The organism is Streptomyces sp. NPDC058741, assembly GCF_042746715.1.
Lineage (GTDB): Bacteria > Actinomycetota > Actinomycetes > Streptomycetales > Streptomycetaceae > Streptomyces.
In genome coordinates, this window is sequence record NZ_JBHYQH010000015.1 from 102,519 (window position 1) to 123,086 (window position 20,568).

Genomic DNA, 20,568 nt, shown 5'->3' on the forward strand with positions numbered 1-20,568 from the left:
CGCCCCCGGTCGGCGATGTGTGAACGGCCGGAGGCGGTCCGAAGTGCCCGGCCCCTGGGGCGAATTCGGGCGGAAGGCGCGCCGGGGGACTTACTGCCCGACCTCGCCGTACGCGGCGAGCAGCACGGCCGGGTCGGGGCCCTCCAGGACGGTGGGCTTGGCCAGGCCGTCGAGGACGATGAAGCGCAGCAGGTCGCCGCGGGTCTTCTTGTCGACCTTCATGTTCTCCACGAGCTTGGGCCACTGGTCGTGCCGGTAGTGCAGGGGCAGCCCGACCGATTCGAGGATGGTGCGGTGGCGGTCGGCCGTCGCGTCGTCCAGCCGGCCCGCGAGGCGGCCGAGTTCGGCGGCGAAGTGCATGCCGACCGAGACGGCGGCGCCGTGGCGCCACTTGTAGCGCTCGTTCTTCTCGATGGCGTGGCCGAGCGTGTGGCCGTAGTTGAGGATCTCGCGCAGGCCCGACTCCTTCAGGTCCGAGGAGACCACGTCGGCCTTGACCCGGATGGAGCGCTCGATGAGCTCGGCGGTGTGCGGCCCGGCCGGGGTGCGGGCGGCCTCGGGGTCGGACTCGATGAGGTCGAGGATCACCGGGTCGGCGATGAAGCCGGCCTTGATGACCTCGGCCAGGCCGGAGACGTAGTCGTTGACCGGGAGGGAGTCCAGCGCGGCGAGGTCGCACAGGACGCCGGCGGGCGGGTGGAAGGCGCCCACCAGGTTCTTGCCCTCGGCGGTGTTGATGCCGGTCTTGCCGCCCACAGCCGCGTCGACCATGGCGAGCACCGTGGTGGGGACGGCGATCCAGCGCACCCCGCGCAGCCAGGTAGCGGCCACGAAACCGGCCAGGTCCGTGGTCGCGCCGCCGCCGACGCCGACGATGACGTCGGTGCGGGTGAAGCCGGACCGGCCGAGCGCCTTCCAGCAGTAGGCGGCGACCTCGGCGGTCTTGGCCTCCTCCGCGTTGGGGACCTGGATGGCGACCGCCTCGTAGCCCTGCCCGGCGAGGTCGGCGCGCAGGGCGTCACCGGTCTCGGCCAGGGCCTCGGGGTGGAGGACCGCGACCCGCTTGGCCTTGTCGCCGATCAGTCCGCCGAGCTCGCCGAGGAGTTGCCGGCCCACCAGGACCTCGTAGGGGTCGGTCCCCGCGGTGCCGCCGACCCGGATCCGCGTCACTGCCTCAGTCATGCGTCCTCCAACTCCAGTGCGTCCAGGGTGGCTCGGGTGACTTCTTCGGGGGTGCGGCCGTCGGTGGCGACCACGGCCGTGGCGACCTCCTCGTAGAGGTGCCGGCGGGCCTCCATCAGCTCGCGCCACTGCTTGCGGGGATTGACCGCGAGCAGCGGGCGGGCCACGTTCAGGCCGGTGCGCTTGACCGCCTCCTCGACGTCCATCGACAGGAAGACCACCCGTTGCCCGGCGAGCAGCGCGCGGGTGTCGGGGTCGAGGATCGCGCCGCCGCCGAGCGCCAGGACGCCGTCGTGCTCGGCGAGGGCCCGCCGCACGGCCGCCTTCTCGACGGCCCGGAAGGCGGGCTCGCCGTCGTCGACGAAGATCTCGGCGATGGTCCGGTTCTGCTCGGCGACGATGTCGTCGTCGGTGTCCCGGTAGGAGACGCCGAGCCGCTCGGCCAGCAACTGCCCGACAGTGGACTTGCCCACGCCCATCGGGCCGACCAGGACGACCAGCGGCCCGCTCATCGGATGGCGAGGTTGTCGAGGTACGAGGTGACGTTGCGGCGGGTCTCGGCCACCGAGTCGCCGCCGAACTTCTCGGCCACCGCGTCCGCGAGGACGAGGGCCACCATGGCCTCGGCGACGATGCCGGCGGCCGGGACCGCGGAGACGTCGGAGCGCTGGTGGTGGGCCTGCGCGGCCTCGCCCGTGGTGACGTCCACGGTCTGCAGGGCGCGCGGGACGGTCGCGATGGGCTTCATCGCGGCGCGCACGCGCAGCAGTTCACCGGTGGTCAGGCCGCCCTCGGTGCCGCCGGAGCGGCCGGAGGTGCGCCGGATGCCCTCGTCGGTCTTCACGATCTCGTCGTGGGCCCGGGAGCCCGGGATCCGCGCCAGCTCGAAGCCGTCGCCGATCTCGACGCCCTTGATCGCCTGGATGCCCATGAGGGCGCCGGCCAGCCGGGCGTCGAGCCTGCGGTCCCAGTGCACGTGCGAACCGAGGCCGACGGGCACGCCGTAGGCCAGGATCTCGACCACGCCGCCGAGGGTGTCGCCGTCCTTGTGGGCCTGGTCGATCTCGGCGACCATCGCCTTCGACGCGTCCGCGTCCAGGCAGCGCACCGGGTCCGCGTCCAGCTTCTCCACGTCGGCCGGCGTCGGGTACACGCCCTTGGGCGCCTTGGCGGCGGCCAGCTCGACGACGTGGCTGACGATCTCGACGCCGGTGGTCTCCTTCAGGTACGAGCGGGCCACCGCACCCAGCGCCACGCGGGCGGCGGTCTCCCGGGCGGAGGCCCGCTCCAGCACCGGCCGGGCCTCGTCGAAGCCGTATTTCTGCATCCCGGCGAGGTCGGCGTGGCCGGGCCGCGGGCGGGTCAGCGGGGCGTTGCGGGCGAGTCCGGCGAGGACCTCCGGGTCGACCGGGTCGGCCGCCATGACCTGCTCCCACTTCGGCCACTCGGTGTTGCCCACCATGATCGCCACCGGGGAGCCGAGGGTCAGGCCGTGCCGGACGCCGCCGAGGAAGGTGACCTCGTCCCGCTCGAACTTCATGCGCGCGCCGCGTCCATAGCCGAGCCGTCGCCGGGCCAGGTGGTCCGCCACCATGTCCGTGGTGATCGGCACGCCGGCGGGAAGGCCCTCCAGCGTCGCCACGAGTGCGGGACCGTGGGACTCCCCCGCGGTCAGCCAGCGCAACCTGCTCAACGGTGCTCCTCAGTGCTCGCGCCCTGGTACTGCCCGGCGTACGCGTGTGAGCGCGTACGGCGACGGCCCGACCGGGTGCGCGGCCCGGTCCGCCTCTTCCGATCCTCCCACGTCCGGGTCGGCGGCCCGGTGGGTGGTCCATCAAGCGGACGCGTTCGCTTGATGGACCGGCCCTCGCCCGGACGCCGGTGCGGGGCGTACGCCCCGAGGTGGTCGGCAGGGCCGGGCTGCGGCGCGGGCTGTGCCTGCTGCGGGGCGTACGCCCCGAGGTGGTCGGCCCCGCTGCCCTGCTGCCGCTGCCCGGTCGGCTGCTGTGCCTACTGCCCCAGGTAGTCGGCCCCGCGCCCCTGCCCGTACCGGGCTGCGGCACGGAGGGGCTGCCCGGTGCGGACGGCGCGACGGTGGGCGATCTTCCGCTTGATCTTCACGACCCAGGGCGCCACCACGGCGAGCACGATCAGCGCGAGCACCGTCATCTGCACCCAGTCGGGCAGGGAGCCCGGCAGGGCGTCGGACATCCGGGTCTTGACCGATGCCTGGGTCAGGCGTGCGGACATGGTGTGTCCTCCCCTCCCGCGTTCCGGCCCCTGCGGAACCGAGAGCGGGTCTCAGCGGTCGGCGAGAGCCCGCTCGCCCGCTTTTCGCATGGCGTCCAGCGGCGCCGGGGCCAGCCCCGTCATCTGCTCCACCTGCAGCACGGCCTGGTGCACCAGCAGGTCGAGGCCGCTGACGACGGCGCCGCCGTGGGCCGACCAGCGGGCGGCGAGGGCGGTGGGCCAGGGGTCGTAGAGGACGTCGAAGAGGGCCGCCGGCCGCTCCGGGACGCTCCGGGCGAGGGCGTCGGTGACACCGGCGGGCGTGGTACTGATCACCAGGGGTGCGCGCAGAGCCTGTCCGGCGTCCGCCCAGTCGGCGACGCGCACTGCGACGCCCAGTCGCTCGGCCCACCGCCGCATCTCGGCGGCCCGGGCCCCGCTGCGCACGTAGACGGTGATCTCGCCCGGGCAGATCCGGGCGAGCGCGGCCAGCGCGGAGGAGGCGGTGGCCCCGGCGCCGAGGATCGCGGCGGCCTCTGTCCTGTCGATGCCGTGCTCGCGCAGCGCGGCGACCATGCCGGGGATGTCTGTGTTGTCGCCGGTCGTGCGGCCGTCCTCGGAGAAGACGACGGTGTTGACGGCGTCGACCGAGGCGGCGGTGTCGCTGATCTCGTCGAGCAGCGGGATCACGGCCCGCTTCAGCGGCATGGTCAGCGACAGCCCCGCCCACCCGGGCCCGAGCGTCCGGAAGAAGCCGGGCAGCCCCTCCTCGTCGACCTCGAACCTGTCGTACGTCCAGCCGGTCAGGCCCAGTTCGCGATAGGCGGCGCGATGCAGGACCGGGGAGAGCGAGTGGGTTATCGGGGAGCCGAGTACGGCGGCCCGGCGCGGTGCGGCCATCGAAGGTCTCCTCAGTTGTTCCGCGAGGCGTTGAACTGGTCGACCAGTTTCTGGTGTTCGGCGTTCGTCTTCGTGAACTTGCTGGTCTTGCCGTCGAGCGAGATGAAGTAGTACCAGCCCTCGTCCGTCGGGTCGAGCGCGCCCCTGATGGCGTCCTCGCCCGGGTTGTCGATCGGACCGGGCGGCAACCCCTTGTGGTAGTACGTGTTGTACGGGTTGTCGTAGGTGCGCAGTTCGCTCAGGCTCAGGTCGATCTTGCTCTGGTTCTTGATGTAGTTGTAGGTGGAGTCGAACTCCAGCATGCCGTTGGTCTGCGGGTTGCCCGGCTTCATCCGGTTGTAGACGACCTCGGCCATCCTGCGGAAGTCGTCGTGGCTGGTGCCCTCGGCCTGGACCAGGCTGGCGATGGTGACCAGCTGCCAGGGGTCCTCGAGCCCCAGGCTCTCGGCCTTCTTCACCACGCCGAGCTTCTCGTAGGTGTCGGTGGCCCGCTTCACCATCTGCTTCAGGACGGCCTCGGGCTCCTGCCCCTCGCTGACGCCGTAGCTGGAGGGGTAGAGGAAGCCTTCCAGCGGGTCCTTGACGTCCCCGTGGTTCTGCGCCCAGCCCGGCAGGCCGAGCTTGTCGTAGTCCTTCTCGGCGACCGCGGCGGTCGTGCCCTCCTTGACCTTCAGCCGCTTGTCGATGAGCCGGTAGATGTCGGCGTTGCGCTTGCCCTCGGCGATGATCAGGTTGTCGCGGCTCTCGGGGCTGAGCATCAGGCCGACCGCGCTGGCGGCCGACATGTGCTTCCGCAGCGTGTACACACCGGCCTGGATGTTCCGGCCGTCGGGGTTGCCGGCCTGGGCCGAGACGAAGGCGTCCACGCTCTTGACGACACCGGCAGCCTTCAGCGCCCGGCCGATGGCGTAGCCGTCGGAGCCCTCCGGGATCTCGACGGACACCTCCTGCCCGCTGCCGTCACCCGCGAAGTCCGGGGCGTCGCCGAAACGATCCTGGACGAACTGGTAGCCGAAGTAGCTGACACCGGCGAGACCGCCGCCGAGGACCACGACGACCGCCAGGCAGGCGCTTCCGTTGCGGCGCTTCTTCGGCTTGCCGCCGCGTCCGCGCTGGTCGCCGCCGCGTCCGCGGCGCTTCTCCGGCTCGTCGTCGTCCTCGTCGTCCCCGCCCGCGAAGAAGGCGTGCTCGCCCTGGTCGGGGCCGGGGTCCCAGTCGGTGTCCGGTTCCGGTTCGGCGCGTCGGCGATCCGGTGCATCCGGTGACTCCGGGGGCGGATACGCGTCGGGGGCGCCGTAGTAGTCCTGCCGGCCCTCGTCGTAGGAGCCGGGCTGCCCGCCGTAGGGGTCCGACGGGTCTGCGGGGTAGGACACCTGCGGGTGGGCGCCGGTGCTCCAGCCGCCGTTGTCGTACTGCTGCTGGTACCCCTGGTCGTGCGGATGCCCGTGGCCCTGCTGTCCGGGGTACTGCTGATGTCCGTGGGCCTGTGCCGCGTACTGCTGGTCGTACGGGTAGTGCTGCCCCTGGCCGTAGACGGGCTGCTCACCGGTGCCCCAGTCGCCGTACTGCGGCTGCTGCTGCTCTGGGTAGTGCTGCGGCTGGCCGCCGTAGGGGGACTGCTGGCCCTGGTGGGCCTGCTGCCCTCCCCATCCGCCGTCCCCGTACAACGGGTCGTCCGGATGCCACGGTTCGGAGCCTTGGCCCCGGCCATACTCAGTCATCGATCCCCTAGAGCCGCGAGGCGGCGGTCGCGCGGCTTCCGGTTCCGCTTGCGTCCCGCCTCTTGCTGTGCGGCGGCTGTTCGCATGCCTCCGCATCGCGCGGAACGTTACCGTATCGCGATCAGATGACCACTTCGACGCCTTCGCCGGGTGCTTTCCCTGACACCCGTTCGGATTCGAGGGCCTGTTGAAGGATGATCACGGCCGCGGCCTGGTCGATGACGGACCGCCCCTTCCTGGACTTCACGCCCGAAGCGCGCAGTCCCTGGCCGGCGGTGACGGTCGTCATCCGTTCGTCCACGAGTCTGACCGGAATCGGCGCGATCATGCGCGCCAGTTCCTGGGCGAAGCCGCGCACCTTGACGGCGGCCGGTCCCTCGCCGCCCTTGAGGGAGCGCGGGAGCCCGACGACGATCTCGACCGGCTCGTACTCCTCGACGAGTTGCCTCAACCGCCGGTGGGCGGAGGGGACGTCACGCCCCGGGACCGTCTCGACCGGAGTGGCGAGGATCCCGTCGGGGTCGCACGAGGCGACCCCGATGCGGGCGTCCCCGACATCGATCGCGAGTCGACGTCCTCTGCGCATGCTTGCGACCCGTCCCTTACTTGGCGGTCTCGGCGACCAGGCGCTCGACGGCGTCGACGGCGTCACCGACGGCGGCCGGGTTCTGGCCGCCGCCCTGGGCGACGTCCGGCTTGCCGCCGCCACCGCCGCCGAGGGTCTTGGCGGCCGTGCGGACCAGGTCTCCGGCCTTCAGACCGCGCTCGCGGGCGGCCTCGTTGGTGGCGATGACCGTCAACGGCCTTCCGTTCGCCACCGTGAAGAGGGCGACCACGGCGGCCCGTCCGCCCTGGATGCGTCCGCGTACGTCGAGCACGAGCTTGCGCAGGTCGTCGGCGGTCGTGCCGTCCGGGACCTGACCGGTCACGACGGCAACGCCCCGGACATCCTTGGCGGACTCGGCGAGACCGGCGGCGGCCTGGAGGACCTTCTCGGCGCGGAACTTCTCGATCTCCTTCTCGGCGTCCTTCAGCTTGCCGAGCATGGCGGACACCTTCTCCGGGAGCTCCTCCGGGCGGCCCTTGATCAGCTCCTGGAGCTGGGCCACGACCGTGTGCTCACGGGCGAGGAAGCTGTAGGCGTCCACACCGACCAGGGCCTCGATACGGCGGACGCCGGAGCCGATGGAGGACTCGCCGAGCAGCTTCACCAGGCCCAGCTGGGCGGTGTTGTGCACGTGCGTGCCGCCGCAGAGCTCCTTGGAGAAGTCGCCGATGGTCACCACGCGCACGCGCTCCCCGTACTTCTCACCGAACTCGGCGATGGCGCCCTGCTTCTTGGCCTCGTCGATGCCCATGACGTCGGCGCGCACGTCGAGGTCGCGGGCGAGCACCTCGTTGATCTTCTGCTCGACGTCGGTCATCACGGCCGTCGGAACGGCGGACGGGGAGCCGAAGTCGAAGCGGAAGCGGCCCGGCTGGTTCTCGGAACCGGCCTGGGCGGCCGTGGGGCCGAGGGCGTCGCGCAGGGCCTGGTGGGTCAGGTGCGTGGCCGAGTGGGCCCGGGCGATGGCCTTGCGTCGGCGGTCGTCGATGGAGGCGTGGGCGCGGGCGCCGACGGTGACCTCGCCGACCTGGACGACCCCCTTGTGCACGTAGACACCGGGGACCGGCTTCTGGCAGTCGCGGACCTCGATGACGGCGCCCGAGTCCACCTTGATGCGGCCGGTGTCGCCGATCTGGCCGCCGCCCTCGGCGTAGAAGGGGGTGCGGTCGAGGACGATCTCCACCTCGTCGCCCTCGGTTGCGGCCGGGGAGGAGACGCCGTCGACCAGGATGCCGACGACGGTGGTCTCGCCCTCGGTGTCGGTGTAGCCGATGAAGTCGGTGGCGCCGGCGCGGTCGGCGATCTCGCGGTAGGCACCCATGTCGGCGTGGCCGGTCTTCTTGGCCCGGGCGTCGGCCTTGGCGCGCTCCCGCTGCTCCTTCATCAGGCGGCGGAAGCCCTCCTCGTCCACGGACAGCCCCTGCTCGGCGGCCATCTCCAGGGTGAGGTCGATCGGGAAGCCCCAGGTGTCGTGGAGCAGGAAGGCCTTGTCGCCGGGCAGCACGGCGGACCCGGCGGCCTTGGTGTCGGTGACGGCCGTGTCGAGGATGTTGGTGCCGGCCTTCAGCGTCTTGAGGAAGGCGTTCTCCTCGGCGAGGGCGACCTTCTCGATGCGCTCGCGGTCGGTGAGGAGCTCCGGGTACTGCTGGCCCATCATGCCGATGACGACGTCGATCAGGTCCTTGACGACCGGGCCGGTGGCACCGAGCAGGCGCATGTTGCGGATGGCGCGGCGCATGATGCGGCGCAGCACGTAGCCACGGCCCTCGTTGCCGGGGGTGACGCCGTCACCGATGAGCATGGTGGCGGTGCGCATGTGGTCGGTGACCACGCGCAGGGAGACGTCCGAGGTCTGGGCGTCGCCGTAGCGGACGCCGGTCAGCTCGGTGGCCTTGTTGATGACGGCCATCGAGGTGTCGATCTCGTACATGTTCCGCACGCCCTGCAGAATCATGGCGAGGCGTTCGAGGCCGAGGCCGGTGTCGATGTTCTTGCTGGGCAGCTCGCCGAGGATCTCGAAGTTGTCCTTGCCGGTGCCCTCGCCCCGCTCGTACTGCATGAAGACGAGGTTCCAGATCTCCACGTACCGCTCGTCGTTGACGGCGGGACCGCCCTCGGCGCCGAACTCGGGGCCGCGGTCGTAGTTGATCTCGGAGCACGGGCCGCAGGGGCCGGGGACGCCCATCGACCAGTAGTTGTCCTTCATGCCGAGGCGCTGGATGCGCTCCTTCGGCACGCCGACGACCTCGTGCCAGATGCGCTCGGCCTCGTCGTCGTCCTTATAGACGGTGATCCACAGGCGCTCGGGGTCGAGGCCGTAACCGCCCTTGTCCTGGGGGCTGGTGAGCAGCTCCCAGGCGAGCTTGACGGCGCCTTCCTTGAAGTAGTCGCCGAAGGAGAAGTTGCCGCACATCTGGAAGAACGTGCCGTGCCGGGTGGTCTTGCCGACCTCTTCGATGTCCGGCGTGCGCACGCATTTCTGGACGCTGGTGGCGCGGTCGAAGGGCGGCTTGACCTCGCCGAGGAAGTAGGGCTTGAAGGGCACCATGCCGGCCGGGACGAGGAGCAGAGTCGGGTCGTCCGCGATGAGCGACGCCGAAGGGACGACGGTGTGACCGCGCTCCTCGAAGAAGCTCAACCAGCGGCGGCGAATCTCAGCCGACTCCATCAGTGGTCCTCATTCCGGTTGTACGGGTTCGTCTGGTACGTCGAGCCCTCGACGTACTTCGGGTTGTTGCGGTTCTCGATGGCGGCGTACCGCCGGGGTCCGGGCAGTTCGGGGTTCTGGTTGATCCCGAGGGCGTCACCCAGCTCGGCCTCGCGGACGGCCATGTTGTCCCGGACGTCGAGCGCGAAGCCGACCGCGCGGTCCTTGAGGCGGTGACCGGCCTCGAGGGCCTTGTTCCCCGCGGTTCTCGCCAGGCTCTCGGGCGTCAGCTGCTTGAGCTTGCGGTTGACCTTGGTGGTGGCCCACACACCGGCGGCGACGCCCGTGCTGAACCAGAAGGTACGGCGGAACATCGCTGGCTCTCAGTCCCTCTTCCCTCGGGCGCCGCGCCGGGAGACGGTGCGTCCCACGATCACGGTGCGCCTCGGCGCCTGGGCGGGCACGTCCTCCTTGCGGCCGCCGAGGGCCCGGCGCACGCCGTAACCGAAGGCGGCGACCTTGACCAGGGGGCCGCCGAAGGTGGAGGCGACGGTGGTCGACAGCGCGGAGGCGTTCGACGTGACCTCCTGGACGTCGGAGGCGATCGCGTCGACGCGGTCGATCTGGGTCTGCGCGGAACGCACCGCCGTGGAGGCGTCTGCCAGGAGCGGGACGGCCTGGTCGGTCACCTCCGCGACGAGCTTGGTGGTCGCCTTGAGCGTCTGGGCCAGCCTCGCCAGGGCGACGGCGAGGAAGGAGACCAGGATCGCCCAGAAGACGGCCACCAGGATCCCGGCAACCTCTCCACCGGACACTGTGTGCACCCGCTCCCTGAAACGTGCCTGAACATCGAAAAAGTCGTGCCACGAGCCTATCGCGCCGGGGGTGGCGCTCCGTACCGGATTACCGCGCCGGCGGCGCAATCGCCGAAGCCCGCCGCCTCGCCCGCCCGGAAGGGCGGGGAGACGGCGGGCTGACGTACCGCGTGCCTGCCGTGGATCAGCGGGCGTAGTACTCGACGACGAGCTGCTCGTCGCAGATCACCGGGATCTCCTTGCGGTTCGGCTCACGGTCCAGGCGGAACGCCAGGGCCTTGAGGTTCACCTGGAGGTAGCGCGGGGTCTCGCCGTCGGCGGCGAAGCCACCCTCGCGGGCGATCGTGAAGAGCGTCTTCTCCTTGGAGCGGTCGCGGACCTGCACGACGTCGTCCGGACGGACACGGAAGGAGGGCTTGTCGACCTTCGTGCCGTTGACCTGGATGTGGCCGTGGACGACCATCTGGCGGGCCTGGTAGATCGTGCGGGCGATGCCCGAACGCAGGACCAGGGCGTCGAGGCGGCGCTCCAGCTCGATGATCAGGGCCTCACCGGTCTTGCCCTGGACCTTGGAGGCACGCTCGTAGGCGCGGACGAGCTGGCGCTCGGACACGTCGTACTGCGCGCGCAGGCGCTGCTTCTCGAGCAGACGGACCTTGTAGTCCGAGTTCTGCTTGCGGCCGCGGCCGTGCTCACCCGGCGGGTAGGGGCGGGCCTCGAAGTACTTGACGGCCTTCGGGGTCAGCGCGATGCCGAGGGCACGCGACTTCTTGACCTTGGGGCGGGACTGGTTCGCCACTGCTTCTCATTTCCTTGATTCGGCTTGTCAGGGTTGAGGGAGGTCGCATTCGCAGCCGGGGAAACCCGCCACGCCCTGCTCGGGCGGGGTGGGCAGCCGCTCCCCTGATCTGGGCACATACGTGCAGCACGCGAGTGGCCCACCGACCGCTTCCGCCCTGCGGCGGATGGTGGTGGGCTGCCCGCGACACCGTTCGACGGTGCGCGACGCTCCTGGAGCCGGTCCCGGGGACGGTGCCCCTGACTGGCTCCGGCCGACTGTCCCGTTCTGACTGCACGGGACGCGGCACTCCGGCCGAGTTTACAGGGTTCTCAGGACCGCTTTCGACCGAGGTTCTTCCTGGTCCACTCCACCGCGTCCGCGTACCGGGCCTCCGCTCCGTGCCGGGTGGGCTCGTAGTACTCGCGGTCCTTGAGGGCGTCCGGCGCGTACTGCTGGGCGGCGATGCCCTCGGGCAGGTCGTGCGGGGAGACGTAGCCCTGGCCGTGGCCGAGCTTGCCGGCGCCCTTGTAGTGGCTGTCGCGCAGATGCGCGGGGACGGGTCCGGCCAGGCCCTTGCGCACGTCCTCCAGGGCGGCGCCGATGGCGGTGGTCGCGGCGTTGGACTTGGGGGCCAGGGCGAGGGCGATGGTGGCGTGGCTGAGGGTGAGGGCGGCCTCGGGGAAGCCGATCATGGCGACGGCCTGGGCGGCGGCCACGGCCGTCTGCAGGGCGGTCGGGTCGGCCAGGCCGATGTCCTCGCTGGCGCAGATCATCAGGCGCCGGGCGATGAAGCGCGGGTCCTCGCCGGCCTCGATCATGCGGGCCAGGTAGTGCAGCGCGGCGTCGACGTCGGAGCCGCGGATGGACTTGATCAGGGCACTGGCCACGTCGTAGTGCTGGTCGCCGTCGCGGTCGTACGTCACGGCGGCCCGGTCGACCGTCTCCTCCAGCGTGGTCAGGGCGATCTCCGCCTCGCCCTTGTCGAGGGCGGCTCCGGCGGCGGCCTCCAGGGCGGTCAGGGCCCGGCGGGCGTCGCCGCCGGCGATGCGCAGGAGATGGCACTCGGTCTCCTCGGGGAGGGTGACGGCGCCCTTGAGGCCGCGCTCGTCGGTGAGGGCGCGCCGCAACAGGCCGCGGATGTCGTCGTCCGTGAGCGGTTCGAGGGTGAGCAGCAGCGAGCGGGACAGCAGGGGTGAGATCACCGAGAAGTACGGGTTCTCCGTCGTCGCGGCGATGAGGGTCACCCAGCGGTTCTCCACGGCCGGGAGCAGGGAGTCCTGCTGCGCCTTGCTGAAGCGGTGGATCTCGTCGAGGAAGAGGACGGTCTCCTTGCCGTAGCCGCCGGATGCGCGGCGGGCCCCGTCGATGACCGCGCGGACCTCCTTGACGCCGGCGGTGATCGCGGACAGCTCCACGAAGCGGGCGTCGGTGGCCTTGGAGACGACGTAGGCCAGGGTGGTCTTGCCGGTGCCGGGCGGACCCCAGAGGAGCACCGAGGAGGGGCCGGCCGGGCCGGAGGCGGCCTCGCCGACCAGTCTGCGCAGAGGGGAGCCCGGCTTCAGCAGGTGCCGCTGGCCCACGACCTCGTCGAGGGTACGCGGGCGCATGCGCACGGCGAGGGGGCTGCTGGACGGCTCCTTCTCCTGGCGTTCTTCGGCTGCGGCGGTGAACAGGTCGGGCTCCACGACAGAAACCCTAAAGGACGGCACCGACAGTCCGGCCGGGCGCCGGTACGGGCCGGGGTCAGCTGGTCCAGAAGTCCCACCAGCGCGTCAGGATCAGCATGCCGATGATGCCGATGTGCAGCACGGGCATGACCCATGTGAACTCGCCGAAGAAGCTCCTGAGCCAGCCCGGGGCGGGCAGGAAGCCCTTGCGGATGTTGAACGACGTCACGTACCAGAACATGAGGATCGTGGCGACCCAGGCCAGCGAGCACCACAGGCACAGCGCGTTGATCCGGTACAGGGACTGGAACATCAGCCAGGCGCAGAAGACGACACCGAACAGGCAGCCGGCGTTGAAGGTGAGCCAGTACCAGCGCGGGAAGCGGGCGCGGGCCAGCAGGGCCACCCCGACGCCGATGACGATGCCGTAGGCGACCAGGCCGAGCATCGGGTTCGGGAAGCCGAAGACCGCGGCCTGCTTGCTCTCCATCACGCTGCCGCAGGAGACGACGGGGTTGAGGCTGCAGCCGGGCGTGAACGTCTTGCCCTCGACCTTGGCCTCGAGGATCTTGAACTTGTCGATCGTGATGACCCACGCGGCGAGCAGTCCGGCGGCGCCGGTGAGCACCAGCAGCAGGGCGAGGGCCCGGCTTCCGCCCTCCGCCCGGGGCGCGATCCCGGCGCGCTCAGGCTCGGGCTCCGTGGAGACGTCCTTGACTGTCGTCTTGCTCATCACGCCGATTCCGTCACTCGAGACCTCGACAACTTCGGGCAGGGCCATTGTGCCGCACAGCCTGGTGCATCCACCGTTCAGTGGACATAAGCAGGCGGGCGCGGTCGCCCCCAAGGGTTCCGTTTCGGCCAACGCCTGTGCGAGGTGCGCACAGGTGAGCGACGTCGAGCGTGGGGGCCGGGCGGCGTGCGCCCGGCCCGCCCCCGTCATCCGAGGCGTGACTCCAGCTCGGCCACGACCTCGTTCACGCCGATGGCCGTCTGCTCGCCGGACTGCAGGTCCTTGAGCTGGACCACGCCCTCGGCGAGGTCGCGTTCGCCCAGGAGCAGGGCGTACCGGGCGCCCGAGCGGTTGGCCGCCTTCATCGCGGCCTTGAGGCCCTTGCCGCCGTAGGAGAAGTCGGCCGCGATGCCGTTCTTGCGCATCTCGGTGACCTTGCCGAACAGGATGCGGCGGGCCTCTTCGCCGAGCGGGACGGCGAACACGCTGGTGGTGGCGGGCAGTTCGAGCTCGATGCCCTCCGCCTCCAGGGCGAGGACGGTGCGGTCGACGCCGAGGGCCCAGCCGACGGACGGCAGGGCGGGGCCGCCGATCATCTCGGACAGGCCGTCGTAGCGGCCGCCGCCGCCGACGGCGGACTGGGAGCCGAGGCCGTCGTGGACGAACTCGAAGGTGGTGCGGGTGTAGTAGTCCAGGCCGCGCACCAGCTTCGGGTCGTCCTGGAAGGCGACGCCCGCGGCCGTGATCAGTTCGCGGACCTCCGCGTGGTACGCCTTGCAGGCGTCACAGAGGTAGTCGCGCAGCAGCGGGGCCTTCCCCAGTTGCCTCTGCACCGCCTCGCGCTTGTCGTCCAGGACGCGCAGCGGGTTGATCTCCGCGCGGCGCAGGGTGTCCTCGTCCAGGTCCAGGCCGCGCAGGAAGTCCTGCAGCGCGGCCCGGTACACCGGGCGGCACTCCTTGTCGCCGAGGCTGTTGAGCAGGATCCGGAACTCGCTCAGGCCCAGCGAGCGGTACGCCTGGTCGGCCAGGATGATCAGCTCGGCGTCCAGCGCCGGGTCCTCCGCGCCGATCGCCTCCGCGCCGACCTGCGAGAAGTGGCGGTAACGGCCCTTCTGGGGGCGCTCGTAGCGGTAGTACGAGCCGGAGTACCAGAGCTTGACGGGCAGGTTGCCGGCCTTGTGCAGGTTGGCCTCCAGCGCGGCGCGCAGCACCGATGCGGTGCCTTCGGGTCGGAGGGCGAGCCGGTCGCCGCCCTTGGTCTCGAAGGCGTACATCTCCTTGGTGACGATGTCGGTGGACTCGCCGACGCCGCGTGCGAAGAGCTCCACGCTCTCGAAGCCGGGCGTCTCGATGTAGCCGTAGCCGGAGTTGCGCAGCGGCGCGGCGATCGCCTCGCGGACCGCGAGGTACTTCGCGGAGTCCGGCGGGATCAGGTCGTACGTGCCCTTGGGGGCCTTGAAGGTGCTCACGGAAGGTCTCGTCACATTCCTCGTCGGGGAGCGGGCTGGGCTCCCTGGCCGGCCGCCACCTGCCGCAGATACGGGTTGGTGGCGCGCTCCTGGCCGATGGTCGTCTGGGGGCCGTGGCCGGACAGCACCACGGTCGAGTCGTCGAGCGGCAGGCACACGCGCGCCAGCGAGTCGAGGATCTCGGCCATGTCGCCGCCGGGCAGGTCGGTGCGTCCGATGGAGCCGGCGAACAGCAGGTCGCCCGAGAACAGGATCGGCGGGATGTCCGCGGCCTCGGGCAGGCCGAAGGTCACCGACCCCTTGGTATGGCCGGGCGCGTGCGCGACGGACAGCTCCAGGCCCGCCAGCTGCAGCTTCGCCCCGTCCGTGAGCTCCTTGACGTCGTCCGGTTCCCCCACGGTCAGCTCACCGAGCAGCGGCATGCCGATGGAGCGGCCGATCCCCTTCGCGGGGTCGCTCATCATGTACCGGTCGTCGGGGTGGATCCAGGCCGGCACGTCGTGCGCGCCGCACACCGGGACGACCGAGGCCACATGGTCGATGTGGCCGTGGGTGAGGACGACGGCGACGGGCTTGAGCCGGTGCTTCGCGATCGCCTCCGCGACGCCGTCGGCGGCCTGATGGCCGGGGTCGATGATCACGCACTCCTCGCCGGCGGCGGGGGCGACGAGGTAGCAGTTCGTCCCCCAGGCCCCGGCGGGGAACCCGGCAATGAGCACGATCGTCCTTCGTTGTGTCGATACGGGCGGCTGCGGCTGTCGTCAGAGCCTACCGGCGCTGCCGATTCCACAGCGAACCCATATACGGTACGGGGCACACGCAGGCGGTCGGCGCACAGGACCCACGCGTACCGGTCGACGTATCAGACGCATGAGGAGAGAACCCGGTGGTCAGCCAGGAACAGCGGCGGCGTCAGCTCGCCCGGGAGAAGTACCTGCGGCAGCAGCAGCGACGCACCGATGCGCGACGCAAGGCCCGCATCCGCAACTCCGTGATCGCATCGGTCCTCGGCGTGGTAGTGGTGCTCTCCGTGACGGTCTTCCTGACCAAGCCGTTCGAGGACGACGGCACGACGGAGAAGGCGAACGCGGAGGTCACCCCGAGCGCCTCCCCCAGCAAGGCACCGGACCCGTGCGAGAAGCCCGCCCCGGGCAAGGTCAAGTCGGAGACCTGGAAGAAGGAACCGGCGATGACCATCGACAAGTCGGCGAAGTACACCATGAAGCTGGAGACGACCTGCGGCGAGATGGACATCGCGCTGAAGCCGTCGGCGGCGCCCCACACCGTCAACTCGTTCAACTTCCTGCTGGGCAAGGGCTACCTGGACCACACCAAGTGCCACCGGCTGACCACCCAGGGCATCTACGTGCTGCAGTGCGGTGACCCGCAGGGCACCGGCATGGGCGGGCCGGGCTACACGATCCCGGACGAGAACCTGAAGGACAAGAGCCTCAAGGGCGGGATCTACCCGGCGGGCACGGTCGCGATGGCCAACCAGTACAACCCGCAGACGAAGCAGGGCCGCGACAGCGGCGGCAGCCAGTTCTTCCTCGTCTACCAGGACAGCCAGCTGCCGCCCGACTACACGCCGTTCGGCACGGTGTCCGAGGCGGGCATGAAGGTCCTCCAGAAGATCGCCAAGGCCGGGGCCCAGGCACCCGACCCCCAGACGGGCAACACGGCGCCCAACGCGACGGTCGTGATCAACAGGGCCACGGTCACCGAATCCTGAGCCTCATCTGCGAAATTTCGGTCGCGCGGGATGCGGACACGCCCCCCGCCGGTCGCCTATGTTGGCCGTGACGAAACTGTGGACGATGCCCGGGGGAGCTACAGGCACCTCGCAGGCATCATGTGGAGGAGGCGCTGTGAGCAGCGACCCGTGGGGCCGCGTCGACGAGACGGGGACCGTGTACGTGCGTACGGCCGACGGTGAGCAGGTCGTCGGTTCCTGGCAGGCAGGCTCCCCCGAGGAGGCGCTGGCCTATTTCGAGCGCAAGTACGAGGGCCTGGTTGTCGAGATCGGCCTCCTCGAGAAGCGAGTGAAGACCACCGACCTGTCGGCCAAGGACGCCCAGGCCGCGATCGACCACATCCGGGAGCAGGTCGACGCGCACCACGCGGTGGGTGACCTGGAGGCCCTGAAGGTCCGGTTGGACAAGCTCGTGGAGTTGGTGGAAGCGCGCCGGGAGGAGCGCAAGGCGCAGCGGGCGAAGCAGTCCGACGAGGCGCGCAGGGCCAAGGAGGCGCTGGTCTCCGAGGCGGAGGAGCTGTCGCGGTCCGACCAGTGGCGGGCGGCCGGTGAGCGGCTGCGGGCGCTGGTGGACACCTGGAAGGGTCTGCCGCGGCTGGACCGCAAGTCGGACGACGAGCTGTGGCACCGGTTCTCGCACGCCCGGTCGGCGTTCTCCAAGCGGCGCAAGCAGCACTTCGCGCAGCTGGACGCGCAGCGCGAGGAGGCGCGGCGGACCAAGGAGCGTCTGGTCTCCGAGGCGGAGGCGCTGGCGAACTCGACGGACTGGGGTGTGACGGCGGCGCGCTACCGCGAGCTGATGGCCGAGTGGAAGGCCGCCGGCCGCGCGCAGCGCGAGCACGAGGACGACCTGTGGAACCGCTTCCGCGGTGCTCAGGACGTCTTCTTCGCGGCCCGCAGCTCGGTCTTCGCCGAGCGGGACGCCGAGCAGACGGAGAACCTCAAGCTCAAGGAGGAGCTGGCCGAGGAGGCCGAGAAGCTCCTGCCGATCACGGATCTGAAGGCCGCCCGGGCCGCCTTCCGGACCGTGAACGAGCGCTGGGAGGCCATCGGCCACGTGCCGCGCGACGCCCGGCCGAAGGTCGAGGGCCGTATGCACGCCGTCGAGCGGGCCCTCCAGGAGGCCGAGGAGGCCGAGTGGCGCCGGACGAACCCGGAGGCGCGTGCGCGTGCCGAGGGTCTGACCGGTCAGCTGCAGGCCGCCGTGGACAAGTTGCGGGGCCAGATCGAGCAGGCCCGTGCGCAGGGCAACAACGCCAGGGCGGAGAAGCTGGAGCGTGAGCTCGAGGGCCGCCAGGCGCTGCTGGACCAGGCGCTGAAGGGTCTGCAGGAGTTCGGAGGCTGACCCTCACACCGTTGCGCCGAAAGAGGGCTCCCGTATCGCACGGGGGCCCTCTTTCGCATGGTCGCTACGGCGGGTCACGTCCGGTTGCGCGCCGACGTCACCCGGTACACGTCGTAGACGCCTTCCACGCCCCGGACGGCCTTCAGGACGTGGCCGAGGTGCTTCGGGTCGCCCATCTCGAAAGTGAAGCGGGAGGTGGCGACGCGGTCGCGGGACGTCTGCACGGCCGCGGAGAGGATGTTGACGTGCTGGTCGGACAGCACGCGCGTGACGTCCGACAGCAGCCGGGACCGGTCGAGGGCCTCGACCTGGATGGCGACCAGGAAGACCGAGGACTGGGTGGGCGCCCACTCGACGTCGAGGATGCGCTCGGGCTCCCGGGACAGCGAGTCGACGTTCACGCAGTCGCTGCGGTGAACCGATACGCCGCTGCCGCGGGTGACGAAGCCGATGATCGGGTCGCCCGGGACGGGGGTGCAGCAGCGGGCCAGCTTGACCCACACGTCCTCGACGCCCTTGACGACGACGCCCGGGTCGGCGCTGGAGCGGCGCTTGCGGCCGCGGCCCCGGGCCGGCGGGACCGACTCGTCGATCTCCTCGGTGGCGGCCTCCTCGCCGCCGAGGGCCTGCACCAGCTTCTGCACGATGTTCTGCGCGGAGACGTGGCCCTCGCCGATCGCCGCGTACAGCGCGGAGATGTCGGCGTAGCGCATCTCGTGCGCGAGGGTGACCAGGGAGTCGCCGGTGAGGATGCGCTGGATCGGCAGGTTCTGCTTGCGCATGGCGCGGACGATGGAGTCCTTGCCCTGCTCGATCGCCTCGTCGCGGCGTTCCTTGGAGAACCAGGCCCGGATCTTGTTGCGGGCCCGCGGTGACTTGACGAAGCCGAGCCAGTCGCGGGAGGGGCCGGCGCCGGCCGCCTTGGAGGTGAAGACCTCCACCAGGTCGCCGTTGTCGAGGGCCGACTCCAGCGGGACCAGCCGGCCGTTGACGCGGGCTCCTATGGTGCGGTGCCCGACCTCGGTGTGCACGGCGTACGCGAAGTCGACGGGGGTGGCGCCGGCGGGCAGTGCTATGACGTCGCCCTTGGGGGTGAAGACGAAGACCTCGTTGCGGGAGAGGTCGAAGCGCAGGGACTCCAGGAACTCGCCCGGGTCCTCGGTCTCCTTCTGCCAGTCCAGGAGCTGCCGCAGCCACGCCATGTCGTTGATGGCGTCCTTGTCCTTGGCGGACGACTTCGGCGCGTCCGTGCGCACCTTGGAGGCTCCGGCGACGGCCTCCTGCTTGTACTTCCAGTGCGCGGCGATGCCGTACTCGGCGCGGCGGTGCATGTCGAAGGTGCGGATCTGCAGCTCGACGGGCTTGCCGCCGGGGCCGATGACCGTCGTGTGCAGCGACTGGTACATGTTGAACTTGGGCATCGCGATGTAGTCCTTGAACCGGCCGGGGACCGGGTTCCATCGCGCGTGCACCGTGCCGAGGGCGGCGTAGCAGTCGCGGACGGTGTCCACGAGGACGCGGATGCCCACGAGGTCGTAGATCTCCGCGAAGTCCCGGCCGCGGACGATCATCTTCTGGTAGACGCTGTAGTAGTGCTTGGGGCGGCCGGTGACGGTCGCCTTGATGCGGGCCGCCCGCAGGTCCTGCTGGACCTCGTCGGTGACGATGGCCAGGTACTCGTCGCGCTTGGGTGCCCGCTCGGCCACCAGGCGGACGATCTCGTCGTACATCTTGGGGTAGAGGATCGCGAAGGCGAGGTCCTCCAGCTCCCACTTGATGGTGTTCATGCCCAGGCGGTGGGCGAGCGGCGCGTAGATCTCCAGGGTCTCGCGCGCCTTCTTCTCCTGCTTCTCGCGCTTGAGGTAGCGCATGGTGCGCATGTTGTGCAGGCGGTCGGCGAGCTTGATGACCAGGACGCGGGGATCCTTGGCCATGGCGACGACCATCTTGCGCACGGTCTCGGCCTGGGCGGCCTCGCCGAACTTGACCTTGTCCAGCTTGGTGACGCCGTCGACGAGCAGCGTGACGACGTCGCCGAAGTCGCGGCGCAGGTCCTCCAGGCCGTACTCGGTGTCCTCGACCGTGTCGTGCAGCAGCCCGGCCATCAGCGTGGCCGGATCCATGCCCAGCTCGGCGAGGATGGTGGTGACGGCGAGGGGGTGCGTGATGTACGGGTCGCCGCTCTTGCGCTTCTGGCCGCGGTGCCAGCGCTCGGCGACCTGGTAGGCGCGCTCGATCTGGCGCAGCGTCGCCGTCTCGATCTTCGGGTCGTTGCTGCGCACTATCCGCAGCAGCGGCTCCAGCACGGGGTTGTACGGGTTCGCGCGCTGGACGCCGAGACGGGCCAGACGGGCGCGGACGCGGTTGGAGGAGCCGCCGGAGCGGGCCGGCTGACCGCCTGCCTGACGCACCGCGGGCGGGACCGGCTTGGGACGCGACTGCTCGGCGGGCTTGTCGACGGGGGCCGACTGGGCGTGCTCGACCGGCCCGCGGGTGTCGTTCTTCGCGTGCGGCGCGCTCGGCGCGGGCTTGGCCGCGGCTTTCGAGGCGGACTCGGGTTTGGCGGCGGTCAGGTGCTGGGCCTCGTCTGGCAAGAGGACTCCTCGTGCGCGATCCGGGTGCCCCGGTCAGGCTCCGGAGACCCCATGGTAGCCATCCTGGGCCTCGGCATCGCCTTCAGGCCACTGTGAGGACGGCCAACCCGGGAAACGCACGAGGC

The 20,568-nt window shown here is 70.7% G+C and carries 18 protein-coding genes; 2 read left to right on the forward strand and 16 right to left on the reverse strand.

The window, feature by feature from the left end:
- Positions 1-90 precede the first annotated feature (90 nt).
- From aroB to ACFW6P_RS15245, 15 genes are all read right to left on the reverse strand, one after another.
- On the reverse strand, positions 91-1,182 hold the full coding sequence (aroB, locus tag ACFW6P_RS15175; protein WP_386423842.1) for a 3-dehydroquinate synthase: 1,092 nt from the start codon (positions 1,180-1,182) through the stop codon (positions 91-93).
- A complete protein-coding gene (locus ACFW6P_RS15180) occupies positions 1,179-1,694 on the reverse strand; it encodes a shikimate kinase (protein WP_386356143.1) in 516 nt (171 codons plus the stop codon). Before ACFW6P_RS15180 ends, aroB begins: the two co-directional genes overlap by 4 nt.
- Positions 1,691-2,875 carry a chorismate synthase gene (aroC, locus tag ACFW6P_RS15185; protein ID WP_386356146.1) on the reverse strand — a complete coding sequence of 395 codons (1,185 nt, stop codon included), beginning with the start codon at positions 2,873-2,875 and terminating at the stop codon, positions 1,691-1,693. The genes ACFW6P_RS15180 and aroC overlap by 4 nt, the downstream gene beginning before the upstream one ends.
- A 317-nt stretch (positions 2,876-3,192) precedes the next feature.
- Positions 3,193-3,432 (reverse strand): hypothetical protein, encoded by a 240-nt coding sequence (locus tag ACFW6P_RS15190; RefSeq protein ID WP_386356149.1) that lies wholly within the window; start codon positions 3,430-3,432, stop codon positions 3,193-3,195.
- Between the two features lie 51 nt (positions 3,433-3,483).
- Positions 3,484-4,311: a shikimate dehydrogenase gene (locus ACFW6P_RS15195; RefSeq protein WP_386423844.1), complete on the reverse strand. Its 828-nt coding sequence runs from the start codon at positions 4,309-4,311 to the stop codon at positions 3,484-3,486.
- Between the two features lie 11 nt (positions 4,312-4,322).
- The gene (gene mltG / locus ACFW6P_RS15200) at positions 4,323-6,032 is read right to left on the reverse strand and encodes an endolytic transglycosylase MltG (RefSeq protein ID WP_386356155.1); all 1,710 of its coding nucleotides are present in this window, start codon (positions 6,030-6,032) and stop codon (positions 4,323-4,325) included.
- 121 nt (positions 6,033-6,153) lie between these two features.
- Positions 6,154-6,618: a Holliday junction resolvase RuvX gene (gene ruvX, locus ACFW6P_RS15205; RefSeq protein WP_386356158.1), complete on the reverse strand. Its 465-nt coding sequence runs from the start codon at positions 6,616-6,618 to the stop codon at positions 6,154-6,156.
- Between the two features lie 16 nt (positions 6,619-6,634).
- Complete coding sequence (gene alaS / locus ACFW6P_RS15210) at positions 6,635-9,307, reverse strand: alanine--tRNA ligase (RefSeq protein WP_386423845.1); 2,673 nt, start codon at positions 9,305-9,307, stop codon at positions 6,635-6,637.
- Complete coding sequence (locus ACFW6P_RS15215) at positions 9,307-9,660, reverse strand: hypothetical protein (RefSeq protein WP_386356164.1); 354 nt, start codon at positions 9,658-9,660, stop codon at positions 9,307-9,309. The genes alaS and ACFW6P_RS15215 overlap by 1 nt, the downstream gene beginning before the upstream one ends.
- A 9-nt stretch (positions 9,661-9,669) precedes the next feature.
- Entirely contained in the window at positions 9,670-10,110 is a 441-nt protein-coding gene (locus tag ACFW6P_RS15220) for a DUF948 domain-containing protein (RefSeq protein WP_386356167.1), read from the reverse strand.
- Positions 10,111-10,285: 175 nt separating this feature from the next.
- Positions 10,286-10,900 (reverse strand): 30S ribosomal protein S4, encoded by a 615-nt coding sequence (gene rpsD / locus ACFW6P_RS15225; protein ID WP_386356170.1) that lies wholly within the window; start codon positions 10,898-10,900, stop codon positions 10,286-10,288.
- A gap of 311 nt (positions 10,901-11,211) precedes the next feature.
- Positions 11,212-12,567: a replication-associated recombination protein A gene (locus tag ACFW6P_RS15230; protein WP_386423846.1), complete on the reverse strand. Its 1,356-nt coding sequence runs from the start codon at positions 12,565-12,567 to the stop codon at positions 11,212-11,214.
- A 58-nt stretch (positions 12,568-12,625) separates the two neighbouring features.
- On the reverse strand, positions 12,626-13,282 hold the full coding sequence (locus ACFW6P_RS15235) for a vitamin K epoxide reductase family protein (protein WP_386356176.1): 657 nt from the start codon (positions 13,280-13,282) through the stop codon (positions 12,626-12,628).
- Positions 13,283-13,488: 206 nt separating this feature from the next.
- Positions 13,489-14,751 (reverse strand): histidine--tRNA ligase, encoded by a 1,263-nt coding sequence (hisS, locus tag ACFW6P_RS15240; RefSeq protein ID WP_386356179.1) that lies wholly within the window; start codon positions 14,749-14,751, stop codon positions 13,489-13,491.
- Between the two features lie 11 nt (positions 14,752-14,762).
- Positions 14,763-15,470, reverse strand: coding sequence for an MBL fold metallo-hydrolase (locus tag ACFW6P_RS15245; RefSeq protein WP_386356182.1), 708 nt, complete (start codon positions 15,468-15,470; stop codon positions 14,763-14,765).
- 167 nt (positions 15,471-15,637) lie between these two features.
- On the opposite strand from ACFW6P_RS15245, the gene ACFW6P_RS15250 reads away from it, so the two are divergent.
- Together ACFW6P_RS15250 and ACFW6P_RS15255 are read left to right on the forward strand one after the other, a co-directional pair.
- Positions 15,638-16,483 (forward strand): peptidylprolyl isomerase, encoded by an 846-nt coding sequence (locus ACFW6P_RS15250; RefSeq protein WP_386356185.1) that lies wholly within the window; start codon positions 15,638-15,640, stop codon positions 16,481-16,483.
- A gap of 136 nt (positions 16,484-16,619) precedes the next feature.
- On the forward strand, positions 16,620-17,849 hold the full coding sequence (locus tag ACFW6P_RS15255) for a DUF349 domain-containing protein (RefSeq protein ID WP_386356188.1): 1,230 nt from the start codon (positions 16,620-16,622) through the stop codon (positions 17,847-17,849).
- A 74-nt stretch (positions 17,850-17,923) separates the two neighbouring features.
- On the opposite strand, the gene relA is transcribed toward ACFW6P_RS15255, so the two are convergent.
- Positions 17,924-20,443, reverse strand: a complete 2,520-nt coding sequence (gene relA / locus ACFW6P_RS15260) for a GTP pyrophosphokinase (RefSeq protein ID WP_386356191.1) — start codon at positions 20,441-20,443, stop codon at positions 17,924-17,926.
- Positions 20,444-20,568 lie beyond the last annotated feature (125 nt).

Coding starts and splice junctions, on each gene's coding strand:
- ACFW6P_RS15235 (WP_386356176.1), bottom strand. CDS start 13,282: ATGAGCAAGACGACAGTCAAGGACGTCTCCACGGAGCCCGAGCCTGAG.
- aroB (WP_386423842.1), bottom strand. CDS start 1,182: ATGACTGAGGCAGTGACGCGGATCCGGGTCGGCGGCACCGCGGGGACC.
- ACFW6P_RS15195 (WP_386423844.1), bottom strand. CDS start 4,311: ATGGCCGCACCGCGCCGGGCCGCCGTACTCGGCTCCCCGATAACCCAC.
- ACFW6P_RS15180 (WP_386356143.1), bottom strand. CDS start 1,694: ATGAGCGGGCCGCTGGTCGTCCTGGTCGGCCCGATGGGCGTGGGCAAG.
- ACFW6P_RS15215 (WP_386356164.1), bottom strand. CDS start 9,660: ATGTTCCGCCGTACCTTCTGGTTCAGCACGGGCGTCGCCGCCGGTGTG.
- mltG (WP_386356155.1), bottom strand. CDS start 6,032: ATGACTGAGTATGGCCGGGGCCAAGGCTCCGAACCGTGGCATCCGGAC.
- alaS (WP_386423845.1), bottom strand. CDS start 9,307: ATGGAGTCGGCTGAGATTCGCCGCCGCTGGTTGAGCTTCTTCGAGGAG.
- ACFW6P_RS15190 (WP_386356149.1), bottom strand. CDS start 3,432: ATGTCCGCACGCCTGACCCAGGCATCGGTCAAGACCCGGATGTCCGAC.
- ruvX (WP_386356158.1), bottom strand. CDS start 6,618: ATGCGCAGAGGACGTCGACTCGCGATCGATGTCGGGGACGCCCGCATC.